The 16,463-nt window shown below is 53.7% G+C and carries 12 protein-coding genes; 8 read left to right on the top strand and 4 right to left on the bottom strand.

Features of this window, described 5'->3' with window-relative positions:
* Positions 1-53: 53 nt before the first annotated feature.
* Together QGT73_RS01570 and QGT73_RS01565 are read right to left on the bottom strand one after the other, a co-directional pair.
* A complete protein-coding gene (locus QGT73_RS01570) occupies positions 54-2,144 on the bottom strand; it encodes a DUF4842 domain-containing protein (RefSeq protein WP_280121135.1) in 2,091 nt (696 codons plus the stop codon).
* A gap of 322 nt (positions 2,145-2,466) precedes the next feature.
* Entirely contained in the window at positions 2,467-4,509 is a 2,043-nt protein-coding gene (locus QGT73_RS01565) for a S8 family serine peptidase (RefSeq protein WP_280121134.1), read from the bottom strand.
* A gap of 255 nt (positions 4,510-4,764) precedes the next feature.
* On the opposite strand from QGT73_RS01565, the gene QGT73_RS01560 reads away from it, so the two are divergent.
* The 8 genes from QGT73_RS01560 (at position 4,765) to era (ending at position 12,368) form a co-directional block, all read left to right on the top strand.
* Positions 4,765-5,322 (top strand): hypothetical protein, encoded by a 558-nt coding sequence (locus QGT73_RS01560; RefSeq protein WP_280121133.1) that lies wholly within the window; start codon positions 4,765-4,767, stop codon positions 5,320-5,322.
* Positions 5,323-5,348: 26 nt separating this feature from the next.
* A complete protein-coding gene (locus tag QGT73_RS01555; RefSeq protein WP_280121132.1) occupies positions 5,349-7,874 on the top strand; it encodes a hypothetical protein in 2,526 nt (841 codons plus the stop codon).
* Positions 7,871-8,368, top strand: coding sequence for a hypothetical protein (locus QGT73_RS01550; protein WP_280121131.1), 498 nt, complete (start codon positions 7,871-7,873; stop codon positions 8,366-8,368). Before QGT73_RS01555 ends, QGT73_RS01550 begins: the two co-directional genes overlap by 4 nt.
* Positions 8,365-9,288, top strand: a complete 924-nt coding sequence (locus QGT73_RS01545; protein WP_280121130.1) for a site-specific tyrosine recombinase — start codon at positions 8,365-8,367, stop codon at positions 9,286-9,288. Before QGT73_RS01550 ends, QGT73_RS01545 begins: the two co-directional genes overlap by 4 nt.
* 165 nt (positions 9,289-9,453) lie before the next feature.
* Complete coding sequence (locus QGT73_RS01540) at positions 9,454-10,050, top strand: YceD family protein (protein WP_280121129.1); 597 nt, start codon at positions 9,454-9,456, stop codon at positions 10,048-10,050.
* Between the two features lie 54 nt (positions 10,051-10,104).
* Positions 10,105-10,290: a 50S ribosomal protein L32 gene (gene rpmF / locus QGT73_RS01535; RefSeq protein ID WP_123616745.1), complete on the top strand. Its 186-nt coding sequence runs from the start codon at positions 10,105-10,107 to the stop codon at positions 10,288-10,290.
* A 99-nt stretch (positions 10,291-10,389) separates the two neighbouring features.
* Complete coding sequence (locus tag QGT73_RS01530; protein ID WP_123616744.1) at positions 10,390-11,373, top strand: beta-ketoacyl-ACP synthase III; 984 nt, start codon at positions 10,390-10,392, stop codon at positions 11,371-11,373.
* Positions 11,374-11,471: 98 nt separating this feature from the next.
* Positions 11,472-12,368 carry a GTPase Era gene (era, locus tag QGT73_RS01525; RefSeq protein WP_280121128.1) on the top strand — a complete coding sequence of 299 codons (897 nt, stop codon included), beginning with the start codon at positions 11,472-11,474 and terminating at the stop codon, positions 12,366-12,368.
* A gap of 216 nt (positions 12,369-12,584) precedes the next feature.
* Here era and secD read toward each other — a convergent pair whose 3' ends face one another.
* Positions 12,585-15,473, bottom strand: coding sequence for a protein translocase subunit SecD (secD, locus tag QGT73_RS01520; RefSeq protein ID WP_280121127.1), 2,889 nt, complete (start codon positions 15,471-15,473; stop codon positions 12,585-12,587).
* Between the two features lie 179 nt (positions 15,474-15,652).
* Entirely contained in the window at positions 15,653-16,255 is a 603-nt protein-coding gene (locus tag QGT73_RS01515) for a riboflavin synthase (RefSeq protein ID WP_123616740.1), read from the bottom strand.
* Between the last annotated feature and the right edge of the window lie 208 nt (positions 16,256-16,463).

Raw genomic sequence — 16,463 nt, 5'->3', positions numbered from 1 at the left:
ATATATCCACCAAGCTATTATTTTAACTTTTTAAACTCTCTAAACTCTTTAGACTATAAGAAATACCCGTTGCCGTTGCGGTTGTTGTGCCATTCGATGGTGGTGTCATGACCGCTCTCACACCATCTGATGAAATCGGGATACACTGTGCGGATATGCACATTCTCCCTGGGCCACCGCCATGTGGCCGGCACGCATATCATCTGCGGAGCTGTGCCTATCAAGCTCTCGATATTGGGATTGGTGGCCGAGATGATAGTGCTGCCGTCAGCGTGCTCCACCTTTACCTTAAATCCGCCCATGTTGCCGCTCTCTCCTTCGGTCGCGGTCATGCAGCACGACATTGTGAAGTCGCTGTCCACCTCTACGGTGGCAGTCTTGCCGGTTGCGCGCACACCCGAGGCATTGATTACCGTACCCGACGAGTGATTGCCCTCAAACCATGCGTGAAACTCTGCACCGCCCTCTTCGTCGGGCAAGAGCAAGTTGTCCTTATAATATAGGTACACAGGCAGAGTACCACCCGCGGCAAGAGCTTTCACCTTGACGGTCCTGGTCTCGGTCAGGGCATCGGTCACAGCCCCCGACACGCTAAACACCACGTCGTTAAAATCAAAGTCATTCGTGCCAAGGTCCTCGCAGGCAATAATCCACTCCCATACTTCGGGTTTGGGATCATCAGGATCTTCAATCTCGACAACGGGGTTGTCATACACGTGGTCCGAGTTATCAATAAGGAACACCATGTCATTGAGGTCCATGTCGCTTCCTTCGTTTGACAACCAGTCTTCAAAACCAAGCCATGTCCATCCGAATTTAGGTCCGACCCATGTCGCAGCATGGAAGGCTTGTTTACCTTCAACTGTGAGGTTTTGCCCGTTATCGTCTTTTAAGATGTTGCCGTTTTCATCTCGTTGCATAAGCGGGTCGGGATTGTAATCGGCCATAGAATAAACTTTTGTACCGTCACCACGCTCAATATACATTATATAACGCATGCCGACAGGTATGTCTACTCGTATGCCTTTCGTCAGTATGCAACCATCAGTTCCGGAGGGTAGGGCTACGCCATCATCTGTGCCGACACCTTTTATTTCCGGGTTATGTTCTGTCTCATCAGTAATATATTCAAGCAGGACGTAATCTCCATTACCCCAACCTTCTTCATAACGACCGTAACCGTTGCACTCACCGTTATTAACTTTGAGCACTGATTTTACATTATCGCCGATAACTCTTCGAGCTATTTCGAGATACTCGGCCGGTGTTACATCGTTGGGGCTGAGACTTTCTTTCCAGTTCTTTCTGAGGACTTGTTTTATGGTCTCATTTGTTCTAAAATCATGAAATTCATATCGTTCGACCTTGTTAAAGGTTGTTGTGCCTAAGAGGTTGTTCTCTGGATCGAAAGTTTCAGAGCGATATCTCTGCCATAGCTCAATTTCATGGATATTGTCATTGTCATCCTTGATGGCGATACCGAGTTTATTGGGTTGGGATGTGTTCCAATATACGGTGTATATAATGATAGGTCCTACAGAGCGGAATACGAAATCTATATCTACATTTTGCTTATAGATATTTAAATTACTTTCAGGCATCACGCTGTTGAAGCCTCTGACGTCGATGCAAGATATTGTGCGCCAATCGGCTTCTTCGGTCTTTGATACAGTGATTGTCTGCTCGGCACCATTGACAAAAACGGGATATGTGCCATAAGTGATGGTGCGTGAGGCGCGCGATTTGCTCGGAGCTGTGGTTTTGAAATCTACTGTTCCGCCGGCTTTTACGGCATAGTTATGTCCGTTGGCGCGGACTATGAGGTCGGTAACGCCCTTGGGTATGTCGACGTCAAGAGTCTTTTGGCCGTCGACATTGGTGTACGAACCGAAAATATAACGTTTACCGTCATAATCAGCCATGATTTTAACGTCAGTGGGGCGGGTGGTTGTGATGTCTACTGTGGTGCGTGTGGCGTGGTTCCAGTCGTGGGTGCGGTCAAACACGCCGAAGTTCTTAATGAACTCGCGGGAATACTCTTCTGACTTAGAGGGTAATATCGGTTCGACGGAACATCCCGTCAGGATTACGGCCGCACCAACTGATGCCGTTAAAGCCAGAGATAGTAGTTGCCTGTGTCTCATGTGTTTAAGCATAAGTTAGGTGAATGTATTGAGTGAATAAATTGGAAGGTTAGTGAATGATTGTTTAGGTAATATCAAAATGTGACTATATCAGGTTATAAATTAGATATCTGTCAAGTCTGATAAGTTTTGCAAAAATAATATAAAAATTTTGCCCCCCCCTAATCATTTAACAAGCGTTAACACAAATGCTGCCGTTTATCTCTTATGGTTTAGAAAGTTAAAGGAGTTTAGAAAGTTAAGACTGGGGCATTTTATTGACTTCTGTGCCCCTGTATTAACTTTCTAAACTCCTTTAACTTTCTAAACTATGAGAAATAACCTATAATAGTATCTTCTGAGTAAATCGTGAAGCTGAGCCTTGTAGCTCAAGGATATACACGCCGCCAGGCAGTCCGGCGGTCGAGAGGCGTATCTCATTTCCGGCGGCCGACGTCGAAGCCACGGCGGCACCCGTCATAGAGACGAGCCGCGCGCGCAACTGAGACTCGCCCGCCACAAACACACATACCTCTGTGTCAGATTGTTCCACGAGGATCTCGTGGCTCGCGGAGACATTCCCTATACCTGTCTGAGCATTCTTTTCTATGATATATTTCAGACCGGCCAGCGGCTGTATCATGCCGCCGCCCCAGCGCAGACGCTTCTCGTCATCCTCCGGAAGAGCGAGCACTGCCTCGGGATACACGTTGGTGTTGCGAAATACCTCCTTGATGTCGGCCACCGTCAGCTTAGGATCGGCCTGGAGCCACAGGGCGATGGTGCCAGCCACGAAAGGTGACGCCATCGAAGTGCCGGTCAGTGGAAGCCAGTAATAGGTCTCGCCGCCATATTGAGCCGAAGCTGAGGCATAAGAGTCATTGTTGATTTTTTGGGTGGTATAGCGGTTTGCCGCCGAGATGACGTTATAGCCCGGAGCCACGACGTGGGGCAGACGTTCGCCTGTGAAGGTGTTCTGACCGTATGATGACGACGGCCATATCTCTCCGGGCTTGATTGAAGCCGCATAAGAATTGCCGTTGAGATAGCTTGTGCGTGAAGTGGCCGAGCAAGCACCTACCGATATTATGTTATCGATGGTGGCGATGCCGCAGAGCGAGCCGTCGGTGGTGCCCTGGTGCCATGCAGGATAAGTTTTGGTCTTGTCGGCATTGGAGGCCGCACCTACGCCATATGAGTCAAGCGTATTGTTGATAGTGTAGCCATACACCCTCTCCCCCTTGCGGCAGCTGACATACAGGCCGGGGCGGTAGCGCGAATCCTTGCCGCCTTTGAGCCGCGAGAATATCTGAAATCTGTACTCGCTTTTCTCCGAGAGCACTATTGATGCTCCTTCGCGGGTGGCGTTGAGCCAGCCGTCCACGATGCGTATGTAGGAGTCGTCTGAAAACCATTTGTCGAAATCCTTGTTCACCTCACAGCCCTGATTCGCGGTTTTGCTGCCGCCTATGGCTTTTTGCACTGACGAAAGGATGTCGTTGAGATTGCGGCTGAAACATATTTCGCCCGAATCTGAGTCATAGACTATAAAATCGACCTGCGCCGGTCCGGCCATTCCGCTTACTGTAGGGAAACCAGTCGCTCCCTCTTTCAGTCGCGGGGTGGAGTAGACGTGTGTGGTCTTTTGTTCGGAAGTGTAGGGGAGGCCTACGCAATATTCTTCAGGAGCATTGTCGCTGCCAACCACCTTCATGGCGCATCGCAAGGCTCCCTCATTGCCTGCGGCCACGCAGATAATGTTTCCTCGGCCGGCATAGTCCGCCACGATCGAGCCGGTCACACCTGCACCCGTACCGCTGCGCGAGCCCTGGATGTCGCCCGACGAGATATTTATGACTATGGGTTTGCCTGAGGCGGGAGCATAGTCGTTGAGCAGAGCCGAGAGACCGTTGCCTAAGGTAGTGGAACTCAGATTGGCTCCCGCAGAGCCCATCACTATGTCGGCGTTGGGTGCTACGCCGAAGGTCGGCATCCTGTCATAGTTGGCGGTGCCTGAGCCATCGTTATATCGGCCCGCTCCGTCATAACCTCCGGCCGCTATGCCGGCTACGTGTGTTCCATGATATGCCGATTCCGCGTCGGTGGTGTATCCCGAAAGGTCGACCTTTGAGTTTGGGGTGTTTTTGATGTAATAAAAAGCCTTGACGCGGCTCTGAGAGGGATTGCCCGGCTGGCTGAACGCCAGATGGTTGGGGTCGAAACCAATGTCCAGAATGCCGATGGTTATTCCTGAGCCGTCATATTTCTGCGTCAGGCCCTCGCCGTTGTGGATGGCGTCGAGTTGTGACGGGATGTCCTGTGCCGAAACTGAGGCGCATGTGACTAACGCACAGAGAGTCAGTAGATGGGGCGATAAGAGTTTCATGGATGGGGTGATGATTGGTTGATTAGTTTAGACTAAGAGGTTATTATTAAACAACTTCTTAGGATAGAGTCATGGAGTCAGGGGTCAAAGTTATACAAATTTATGCGATTATGCAAATTCTTACTGTTTAAACACCATCTAAAAAACTCCTGTCTGTCGTTTGGCTCTGTTATCCTCTTTTTAACTTTATAAACCATAAGAATTGTATCTCTAAATATTTTTCCGTATTTTTGCACGCAAAACATCAATTTGGAAATGAGATATATACTATCACTTATCGCCCTTGTCGTGCTGATGTCCTGCATGACCGCATGCGGGTCTAAGACAAGCGGCGAGGAGTCGGAAACAGTCGCCGAAAGCGTCGACGAGCAAAACACACAGCTTGCCGAAGCTCTCAACGTGGGCAATATAGGCCGCGCCTCGGCTATGGCCGACAGCATGTCGCTTTTTGTTGACGATTTCACCCCCGAGCAGACCGTGCAGGTGCTCATGGCTTTTCTTAGCGTGCACAACGACGCCGTGGCAGCCAAGGAGCGTCGCCGCGACCTCGAGACCATACGCAAATATATCGACGTCTATGACATAGCCGTTTCCACCAATCCCAAAGACACCCGCGCGGCGTTTGCCAAGGCCAAACGCATCAATCCCGAGGTGGATTTTGACTCGATAGCTGTAATGTTTCGCGAGCGGCTCGCGCAGTATGACGCCATCCAGGATGGCACGCTGAACGCCCCCGAGCCCGCTGCCGCCGACTCGGCCGCCGCCGACAGTGTGGCCGAAGAGATACCCCTCGAGCTCCGTCCGGCCGAGTAATCCCCCCATCCCCTTACATCCGATTTATGAAAAAAATACTGACTTTTATAGCGGGGCTTGCTGTCATCGCTGCGGTGGCCTTCGCTTTCTTTTATCCCGATGCAATCCAGGGCAACGAGCTCCGTCAGCATGACATGCAGCAGGGCGTGGCCATCAGTCACGAGCTGATGCAACACATGGAGCAGACCGGGCAGGTGTCACGCTGGACCAACTCACTCTTCTCCGGAATGCCAACCTTTCAGATCAAACCCACCTACACCTCCTCGGGGCTCATCGGATGGGTCAACACGGTGATGGGCCTCGGGCTCCCCTCGCCCTCGTCGCTCATAGCCATGATGATGGTCGGATTCTTTATCCTCCTCATAGCCATGGATATGCGGTGGTACATAGCCCTTATCGGAGCCATCGCCTATGGCTTCTCCACCTATTTTATAATAATAATAGGTGCCGGACATATATGGAAATTCGTCACCCTCGCCTATATCCCGCCGACCATAGCGGGCATAATCATGTGTTATCGCGGCCGTTATCTCGCGGGCGGAGCCCTGGCGGCTTTCTTTGCCATGATGCAGATAGCGAGCAATCACGTCCAGATGTCCTACTACTTCATCTACGTAATCCTCGGCATCGTCATAGCCTGTGGCGTCACTGCATGGCGCGCCAAGGCCATGAAAGAGTGGGGCAAGGCTACCGGTGTGCTTGCCGTGGCCGGTGTGCTTGCCGTGGCCGCCAATATGCCCAATCTCTACAACACTTACGAATACTCCAAGGAGACCATGCGCGGCCGCCACTCCGAACTCACCCAGGCCGCCGCCTCGGCTTCGCAGTCAACCTCAGGTCTTGACAAGGATTATATAACGCAATACAGCTATCAGCCCTCCGAGACATTCTCGCTGCTCATACCAGACATCAAGGGTGGCGCATCGGTGCGCCCAACCCAGGGCCGCATGGCTGCCATGAATCTCTCCGACCTCGACGACGCCCGCTCCTACGGACAGCTCGAGCAGCAGTATCTCAGCTATATGAGCCACTATTTCGGCGACCCCGAGGGCACCAATGGTCCCGTCTATGTCGGCGCACTCATCTTTGCGATGTTCCTGCTGGGGTGTGTGATAGTCAAGGGGCCTATGAAGTGGGCTCTGCTCGCGCTCACGGTGTTCTCCATACTCCTTGCCTGGGGCAAGCACGCTATGGCCTTTACCGATATCATGCTTGCCGTGGCCCCGATGTATGCCAAGTTTCGTGCAGTCGAGAGCATACTCGTCATCGCCGAGTTTACCATGCCTCTGCTCGCCGTCATGGCATTGCAGCAGCTTGTCACCACCCCCGACTGCTATGCACGCTACCGCCGTCCGCTTCTGTGGTGTTTCGGCGTCACGCTCGCTCTCTGTGTTATCGGCATGGTGGCTCCGGGAGTCTACGGCTCGGCCATTACCGACAACGACCGCATGATTGACGGTTACATCACCTCGTCGCTCGTGCAGCAGGGCTATGACAACGCCACGGCCCGCTCCTTCTCGCTGAGCAATCCCGACATCTATGCGGCTGTCGAGTCGCTGCGTTACGGTCTGCTCGAGGCCGACGCCATGCGCAGCTTCATCATCGTGGCCGTTGGCGCGGTGGTGCTTGTGGCATGCATGCGCGGATGGCTGAAGATGGTGCCCGCTGTCGCTGTGATAGGCGTGCTGGTGCTCTGCGACCTCTATGGTGTCAACAAGCGTTATCTCAGTCACGACAGTTTCGTGCCTAAGCAGGTGACTGTCGGCCCGCCTATAGCCATTACTCAGGCCGACAAGGCCATACTCGCCGACACTGCCATGAACTATCGCGTGATGGACATCCCACGCTTCTTCAGTGCCGACCCTTCCTATTACCACAAGGCCATCGGGGGCTATCATGCGGCCAAGCTTACCCGCTATCAGGACCTCATTGACCGCCACCTCTCTCACTTTACCAACGGCTCTCAGACCGATGCCGACTGGAATGTGCTCAATATGCTCAACGCCCGCTATGTCGTGGGCATGGACGGTCAGCCGCTCGCCAATCCCGAAGCCCTCGGCAATGCCTGGTGGGTGGAGTCGGTGAGCTATGCCGACGGGGCCGATGACGAGATGGAGCGTCTCTCGCAGATTGACCCCGCGCGCGAGGCTGTGGCCGACAAGAGTTTCCGCGATGTGCTCGGCGACGGCTCGGCTGTGGTTCCCGGCGACACCATCTATGAGACGTCCTATGCTCCCGACCGTCTCACCTATCGCGCCCGCTCGGCCAAGGGTGGCGTGGCAGTCTTCTCCGAGATATATTTCCCGTGGGGATGGACCGCGACCGTTGACGGTCAGCCCGCTCGTCTGGGACGGGTCAACTATGTGCTCCGCGCTCTGCGCATTCCGGCCGGCGACCATGAGATCGTGATGACGTTTGACCCCGAGTCGACCCGTACGGCCGACACCGTGGCCATCATCGCCATTATACTTATATATATAGCGATAGCCGTGGCCATAGGTCTTGCTGTCAGAAAATATATGGCCCGAAAAAAAGTTACATCCTCTAAATGACACCGCTCGCCCGCGCGGTCCGACGCTGGTGGCGCAGCCGCGGCCACGGAGTGCACTCACCCTTTGCCTACCGCTTCATCACCACTGTGCTGAGGCAGCGCGGGGCGGCGGCATATTACGCCTGGCCCCGGGTGGAAGCCATGCCCTCGCCGGAGTGGCACAAGCTGCTCTTCCGGCTGGTGTGTGAGTTCGCGCCGTCGCGCGTCGACGCCTTGCGGCTCGCCGACACCGAGCGCGAGGCCATAGCCCTTGCCGACTCGAGAGTCGAGGTCTGCGCCGACACTCCGGGCATCCCCTTTGCAGGCATACGTCTCACCGCCCCCGGGGTCGAGGTGCTTGTCGAGCGCAATATCACCGGCCATGACAGCCGGTGGGCCGCGCTGCTTGCCTCGATGACCTCCGGCATGACATTTACCGACGGGCTCGTCGGCATAGCTGTCATCCGCCACGACCTCCCGCGACAGGATTACGAAGTGAACTTCTTGCAGCTATGACCCGCTCAATCCTCGACATCGACCGGCTGATTACCGACTACAACCTTTATCTCACGCTTGAGAAAGGGGCGTCCGCCAACACCCGCGAGGGTTACGTGCGCGACGTCAGGCGGTTTCTGAAATGGCTCTCCGACGGCAAAGGCGAAGCCTCCACGCTGCGCGAAGTCACCACCGACGTGCTGCGCCTCTATCTCGGCGATCTCAATGACGTGGGCATCGCGCTGAGCACACGCGGGCGCATCGTATCGTCGTTGCGCTCCTTTTTCGCATATCTCGAGATGGACGGCTATCTTGACGAAAATCCCGGCGAGCTCCTCGAGTCGCCACGCCTCGGGCTCCACTTGCCCGAAGTGCTCACCGTCGAGGAGATTGATTCCATGATAGCATCCATCGACTATGCCAAGCAGGAGTGTCAGCGCGACCGCGCCATGATGGAAGTGCTATACGGGTGCGGACTCCGCGTGAGCGAACTCGTCAACCTCGAGATATCCAAGCTCTATCCGCGCGAAGGTTTCCTCGTGGTCACCGGCAAAGGCGATAAAGAACGCATGGTGCCCATGTCCGACACCTCCATCGAGGAGATAGACGCATGGATGAACGACCGTTCGCGGCTCAAAATCAAACGCGGAGACGAAAATATCCTCTTTCTCAACCGTCGTGGAGGCCGTCTCACACGCCAGCGCGCCTTTCAGATAGTCAAAGGGCTTGCACAGGCCGCCGGCATACGCAAAAACATCTCGCCCCACACCCTCCGTCACTCCTTCGCAACCCATCTGCTCGAGGGCGGAGCCAATCTCCGCGCCATCCAGCAGATGCTCGGTCACGAATCGATAGCCACCACCCAGATTTATATCCACCTCGACACATCCACCCTCCGTTCCGACATCCTTGCCTACCACCCCCGCAACCACCGACCCTAAGCCGCAATCTCCCCTCTGCTCCATTAGCCTCGTTAGACCCGTTGTTAACTCGTTGATTACCCCATTGACCCCATTATCTCTCCCATAATCAAAATATTTCGCTGAAATTTTTGAAAATCAAAAGTTTTTCAATAACTTTGCACAGTTTTTTCAACCAATATTGTCGTGGGAAAGTTATCAATATTCAGCATCCCGCTCAAGACGATGCCCGAGGGCACGCAGGAATTTGCATATCATCTCGATAAGCAATTCTTTGTAAATATGGAGAGTACCGACGTGCACGACGCCGATCTTGAGGTCCGTCTCACGGTGGTGCATAAGCATGATATGTACAATCTTGCGTTCCATATCACCGGCACGGTCACACTCATCTGCGACCGTTGTCTTGACGACCTGATACTGCCTATTGACGTGACCTACGACATCGCAGTGAAGTATGGCGACGACTACGACGAGACTGACGAGCTGCTGATCATACCGCAGACCGACCTCACGCTCAACGTGTCCTACATGATATACGACACTGTGTCGCTCGCCATTCCCCTCAAGCACGTCCACCCCATGGGCAAGTGCAACAGGGCCATGAGCGCGCTTCTGCGCAAGCACCGCGCCATCAAGGACGACGAGGATGCCGAGCTGGCCGAGACTCTCATCGGTGAGATGGAGGCCATGCCCGACGACGTGGACGAAACCCCCGCCACCGACCCGCGCTGGGACGGGCTGAAAAAACTCTCGGCCGAGCTGCCCGACGGCGACAGTTGAGACCACCAACGAGACGATAATAGTAACAAGTAAATAAAAAATTTATAATAAGTCATGGCACATCCTAAACGAAAGCAATCCAAGACACGTACAGCCAAGCGTCGTACTCACGACAAGGCCGTAGTCCCCACCCTGGCACTCTGCCCCAACTGCGGTTCTTGGCATCTTTATCACACCGTATGCGGTGAGTGCGGTTACTACCGCGGACGCATCGTTATCGAAAAGACCGCCGCTGTCTAAAGTCGCGATTCTCCCCTCCACGGGAGAGAAACTTAAAGAGCCTGGTACCAACCCCAAAAATCGGTACTCAGGCTTAAATTCTATTTAATCAAATTTGCAATGGTAAACGCACGTATATCAGGACTCTCCTCCTACGCCCCTGACGATATCCTCGACAACCACATGCTCTCGCAGATGGTTGACACCAACGACGAGTGGATCACCACACGCGTAGGCATCAAGGAGCGTCGTATTTTAAAAGACCCCTCCAAAGGCTCGTCCTTCATGGGCATCAAATGTGTGGAGCGTCTGCTCGAATCCACCGGAACAAAGCCTGAGGAGGTCGACCTGCTCATCTGCGCTACTTCCAACCCCGACTACCGCTTCCCCTCCACAGGTTCTATCATAGCCCATCAGTGTGGCCTCAAGAACGCCTATGCTTATGACGTCCAGGCCGCTTGCGCCGGATTTCTCGTAGCCCTTCAGGACGGTGCGGCCTATGTCCGCTCGGGTCTCCGTAAAAAGGTAGTGGTTGTCGCCGCCGAAAAAATGTCGTCGATGACCAACTATGAAGACCGCGCCACATGTCCCCTCTTCGGCGACGGTGCAGGTGCCATGCTCCTGGAGCCGACCGAGGAGAATGTCGGCATAATCGACGGCGTGTTCCACGTCGACGGTGAAGGCCTCGAGCACCTCTGGATGCCCGCCGGCGGCTCGGCACTCCCCGCCTCTCACGAGACTGTGGACGCCAAGCAGCACTATGTCATACAGGACGGACGCAATGTCTACAAAAACGCTGTCACCGACATGCTCGACTCTTCGCTCGAAGTGATGGAGAAGAACGGTCTGACTGTCGAAAACATCGACTGGTTCTGCTCTCATCAGGCCAACCTCCGCATCATCGAGGCCGTAGGCGCACGCCTTGGCATCGACAATGAAAAGGTGCTGGTCAACATCGAGAAGTATGGCAACACTTCAGCCGCTTCAATACCCCTCTGCCTCGACGAGTGCCGCGATCGCATCAAGAAGGGCGACCGTCTGATACTCACAGCTTTCGGCGCAGGTTTCACCTGGGGCGCGCTCTATATCATCTGGGACCTCTAACCGGCCCTAAGGTAACCGCTTATGAAAAAAAACACAAAAATAGCATCTTTTCAGATGCTATTTTTGTTTTATCGGTAAACGTCTAATCAACTTTCAACATGGAACAGCAACAACAGCATAAAGCCGGCTTCGTCAACATCGTGGGCAACCCCAACGTAGGCAAGTCGACCCTCATGAACCTGCTGGTGGGCGAGCGCATCAGCATCATCACCTCCAAGGCCCAGACCACCCGTCACCGCATAATGGGCATAGTCAACACTCCCGAATATCAGATCGTGTTTTCCGATACCCCCGGAGTGCTCGCACCCAAGTACAAGCTCCAGGAGAGCATGCTCAACTTCAGCGAAGGCGCGCTCGTCGACGCCGATGTGCTCGTCTACGTCACTGATGTGGTTGAGGACCCGGCCAAAAACGCCGACTATCTGGCCAAGGTTGCCAAGGAAAACATCCCAGTGCTCCTTGTCATCAACAAGATTGACCTTGTGAAAGAGCAGTCTCAGCTCGAAGAGCTTACCGCCCGCTGGCAGACCATTCTGCCCAAGGCCGAGATATTCCCCGTGTCGGCCAAGGAAAACTTCAACGTCGCCAATCTAATGCAGCGCATTGTCGAGCTCTTGCCCGTCTCGCCACCCTTCTTCGGCAAGGACGCGCTCACCGATAAGCCGGCCCGCTTCTTCGTCACCGAAATCATCCGCGAGAAGATACTCCTGCTCTATGACAAGGAGATCCCCTACTCGGTCGAGGTCATAGTGGAAAAATTTGAAGAGAAAGAAAACTCCATCCACATCATGGCCGTCATCTATGTAGAGCGAGACTCGCAGAAAGGTATCATAATCGGCCACAAGGGCTCGATGATCAAGAAAGTAGGTGTCGAAGCCCGTAAAGACATTGAAAAATTTTTCGGTAAGAGTGTCTACCTCGAAATGTTTGTCAAAGTCGAGCCAAACTGGCGTAACCGCGAAAACAAACTCAAATCATTCGGCTATCTCGAATAATTCTTTAGATAAAAAAGTCAAAGGAGCCTATAATTGCACTGATAGGCTCCTTTGACTTTTTTATACTATAAGAGAAGAGATACAAAAGGACAAAAGTTTCAAAAGAAACAAAAGTTTTTAATTACATGTAAAGCACGTGTAGCTATTTAAAAACTTTTGTTTCTTTTGAAACTTTTGTCCTTTTGTATCTTCTAAATTATAATGATACGGTCTTGTTTATGCCTTGGCTCCTTTGTTGCGGCGGGCATCGGTGAGGTAGGCTACGGGAGCGGCCACGTAGATGGTGGCGAATGTACCGATAATCACACCGAATATCATTGCGAATACAAACGAGCGGATGGCATCGCCGCCGAGGATGAAGATGCACAGGAGCACGAGGAGTGTCGAGCACGAGGTCATCACTGTACGGCCGAGGGTCGAGTTGATCGATGAGTTGATGGTCTCGAAGAAGTTCTGCTTGGGATAGAGTCCTACGTTCTCACGTACGCGGTCAAACACTACCACGGTGTCGTTGATCTGATAACCGATTACTGTAAGGATAGCGGCGATAAACGACTGGTCAATCTCCATTGCGAAGGGGAATACGCCCCAGAACAGCGAGTAGAAACCTACGATAGTGAATGCGGTGAACGCTACGGCTGCAAGCGCGCCTACCGAGAAGGCTACGTTGCGGAAACGCAGGAGGATGTAGAAGAACATGGCGATGAGCGCGAGGATGACGGCGATATAGGCGTCGGTGCGCATATCGTTGGCCACGGTCGGGCCTACTTTCTGCGATGACATGATGCCGACATTCTCGTTGGTGGTCGAGAAGTCTTCCATGCTCATGCCGTTGAGCTCGCCCTGGAGTCCTTCGTAGAGTATCTTGGTGATTTCCTCGTCCACACCCTCTTCGTCAGAGTCGATTTTGTAGTTGGTCGAGATACGCACCTTGGTGTCGTCATCGATGGTGATTACGCTGAGCTGTGCGCCGTCAAAGAGCGGGGTCAGCTTGGCGTCGAGCTCATGGGTCTTGACGGGATGGTCAAACTGTACCACATAGTTGCGGCCGCCCGAGAAGTCGATGCCCTGGTTGAGACCGCGGGCAAAGAGGCTGATGACGATTACGGCTACAAAGATGCCCACTACAGTGAAGCTCACCTTGCGTGCGCCAAGGAAGTTATACTTGGTGTTGGTAAACATCTTGTTGCTCAGAGGGGTCGAGAATGTGAGGTTCTCAAAAGCCTTGGTCTTGCCGCAGAGCATATAGATGAGACGGGTCAGATAGACGGCGGTGAAGAACGAGCAGATGATACCGATGATAAGGGTGGTGGCGAAGCCCTTGATTGGGCCTGTGCCGAAGAGCAGGAGGATTACACCTGTGATAATAGAGGTGAGGTTGGAGTCGAAGATGGCCGAGAAGGCGTTGGCATAACCGTCAGCGATGGCGGTGCGGATGTTCTTGCCGGCGCGGAGCTCTTCCTTGGCGCGCTCGTAGATGAGCACGTTGGCGTCAACTGCCATACCGAGGGCAAGCACGATACCTGCGATACCCGAGAGGGTCAGCACTGCCTGGAAAGAGGCGAGGATGCCGAAGGTGAAGAAGATATTGAATATCAGCGCGACGTTGGCGATGAGTCCGGGGATGAGGCCATAGAACAGACACATGAACACCATCAGGAGCACCAGAGCTATCACAAACGACCACAGACCGTCGTGGATGGCCTGTTCGCCGAGCGATGGACCGATTACGGTGTCGGAGATGATGTCGACCTTGGCGGCCATCTTGCCCGATTTGAGCACGTTGGCAAGGTCCTTGGCCTCGTCGGTCGAGAAGTTGCCGGTGATCGACGAGCTTCCGCCCTCGATGGCACCGTTGACGTTGGGGGCCGAATATACGTGGTCGTCAAGCACGATTGCTATCTGCTTGCCGATGTTGGCTGCGGTGAGGCGGGCCCAGATGCGAGCGGCCTCGGGCTTCATAGTCATCGACACATAGTTGCCGCCCTGCTGGGGGTCATACTCGCTGGTGGCGCGGGTGATTACGTCGCCTGAGAGGGCGGGCTTGCCGTTGGTGGTCTTGAGAGCCACGAGCTCATAGATGGCGAGGTTGCGCTTGCCGCGTACCGAGTCGTCGATCTGCACGATCTGGGGCTTGAATTCCCAGGCGAGCTTGAGGTTGTTGGGGAGGATACGCTTGGCGGCGGGCGATGCCAGGATGGCGTCGATGGTGTCGCGTGCAGTCTCCGAAGCCATGCCCACGCCTACGATGCTGCGGGGGCTGCCTACCTGGAGGAAGTAATCAAAGAGGCCCTTGCCGTTGTTGGCCGAGTCGGAGCGCAGGGTGTTGTCGAGCTGCTGGAGCACACCCGAGATTTCGTTGAACGGGGTGGTCTCGTAAAATTCGAGGTTCGCGCTCGATTTCAGAAGCTCGCGCACACGGTCATGCTCTTTCACGCCCGGAAGTTCGAGCAATATCTGGCCGTCCTTTTCAAGCTCCTGGATGTTGGGGGCAACGACGCCAAACTGGTCGATACGGGTGCGGAGCACGTTGGTCGAGCTGCTCACACGGTCTTTTACCTCCTGCTTGAGCGAGTTCTTGGCTGCGTCAAAGCTCTCGCCGCGTTTCACCTGGTCCTTGAACACAACCGAGAGGTCGCCCTGCGGGTCGAGCTTGCGGTATTCGTTGCAGAATATGTCGATATAGTCGGCACTCTTGTTGACGCGGGCTACCGAGTCGGCGTTGGCGATGGCGGTGTTGAAGTAGGGGTTGCCTTCCGAGTTGGCCATCGAGCGGAGGATGTCGGGAACGGAAACCTGAAGTGTCACGTTCATACCGCCCTTGAGGTCGAGACCGAGGCCTACGGCGAGTTTCTGTACTTCGTTGAAAGTGTAGCCGAGATAAACTTTTTCGTTAGCGATGTTCTTGATGTACTCGCTATAGGCTTTACGTTTAGTTTCCGGAGAGTTGTTGTCCTTGGCTGCCTCGGTGGCTGCATATTCCTCGGCCTTGCCCTCCCAGTGGTTGGTCACCACGGTGAAAGAAAGGTAGAAGAGGCAGATGAGCACCATGAAGATGGCTATCACACCGGCAACAACACTTCCCAAAGATCCTTTGCTTTGCATTGTGTTAAAGTAGTGTATTAAAGTGATTTAAGTATTTGAATTTTTCGGTTTGACATGACGGGACGCTCCACACCCCGTCGGTTGTGAGGTGCAAATATACGAATTTTATTGCAATTACACCCAAAAGTTTATGTAAATGTGTGAAATAAGACACATGAGGGCGCGATTTTCCCTCTTTTTTACAGCGAAGCCAGACGGGCGAGATACTTGCCGATGATGTCAAACTCGAGATTGACTCTTGTCCCCGGCACGATGGCGTTGAAGTTGGTGTGCTCGAAGGTGTAGGGGATTATAGCCACACGAAACGATGTCGGGGTCGAGTCACACACCGTGAGGCTCACACCGTTGACCGTCACCGAGCCTTTTTCGACGGTCATATAGCCCTGGCGGGCCATCTCGCGGCTCACCTCGTAGGTAAATTTGAAGTATTTGCTGCCCTCGACATCCTCCACGCTCTCACACACGGCCGTGGTGTCGACATGGCCCTGCACGATATGGCCGTCGAGGCGTCCGTTCATAAGCATCGACCGCTCGAGATTCACGCGGTCGCCCGGACGCAGCAGGCCGAGGTTGCTGCGGTCGAGAGTCTCCTGTATGGCAGTGACGGTGTAAGTCCCGTCGCCGGGGAGGTCTACCACGGTCAGACACACACCGTTGTGGGCCACGCTCTGGTCGATGCGAAGCTCATTGGCAAACGAGCATGCCACTTTAAGGTCAATATTGCCGTCACGGCTCACAACATCCACCACGCGGGCGGCTTCTTCTACTATTCCTGAAAACATATGTATTCTGTTGTTTGTTATATGATTGATTGAAACTCAGTTATATATCTCTTGTCATCCGGAGAGAGCCGACCGGCAAAACTGCTCATGACCGTCAGCCGGGCAGAATAAGGAATGAGATTACAAGAAAGACTTATAAACTCATAACCTTATAAACTCATAACCTTCAGCGAAGCTGAGTAAAAATTCTCTCTGGCCTGGCAAATTT

The organism is Duncaniella muricolitica (genome assembly GCF_910574735.1).
Lineage (GTDB): Bacteria > Bacteroidota > Bacteroidia > Bacteroidales > Muribaculaceae > Duncaniella > Duncaniella muricolitica.
This window is presented reverse-complemented; position numbering and strand designations above follow the sequence as displayed.

Bases quoted from the DNA above. Each gene is read 5' to 3' on its own strand.
- QGT73_RS01565 (WP_280121134.1), bottom strand. From the start codon at position 4,509: ATGAAACTCTTATCGCCCCATCTACTGACTCTCTGTGCGTTAGTCACA.
- QGT73_RS01530 (WP_123616744.1), top strand. From the start codon at position 10,390: ATGGTAAACGCACGTATATCAGGACTCTCCTCCTACGCCCCTGACGAT.
- QGT73_RS01545 (WP_280121130.1), top strand. From the start codon at position 8,365: ATGACCCGCTCAATCCTCGACATCGACCGGCTGATTACCGACTACAAC.
- rpmF (WP_123616745.1), top strand. From the start codon at position 10,105: ATGGCACATCCTAAACGAAAGCAATCCAAGACACGTACAGCCAAGCGT.
- QGT73_RS01515 (WP_123616740.1), bottom strand. From the start codon at position 16,255: ATGTTTTCAGGAATAGTAGAAGAAGCCGCCCGCGTGGTGGATGTTGTG.
- QGT73_RS01555 (WP_280121132.1), top strand. From the start codon at position 5,349: ATGAAAAAAATACTGACTTTTATAGCGGGGCTTGCTGTCATCGCTGCG.
- QGT73_RS01570 (WP_280121135.1), bottom strand. From the start codon at position 2,144: ATGAGACACAGGCAACTACTATCTCTGGCTTTAACGGCATCAGTTGGT.
- QGT73_RS01550 (WP_280121131.1), top strand. From the start codon at position 7,871: ATGACACCGCTCGCCCGCGCGGTCCGACGCTGGTGGCGCAGCCGCGGC.
- QGT73_RS01560 (WP_280121133.1), top strand. From the start codon at position 4,765: ATGAGATATATACTATCACTTATCGCCCTTGTCGTGCTGATGTCCTGC.
- era (WP_280121128.1), top strand. From the start codon at position 11,472: ATGGAACAGCAACAACAGCATAAAGCCGGCTTCGTCAACATCGTGGGC.
- secD (WP_280121127.1), bottom strand. From the start codon at position 15,473: ATGCAAAGCAAAGGATCTTTGGGAAGTGTTGTTGCCGGTGTGATAGCC.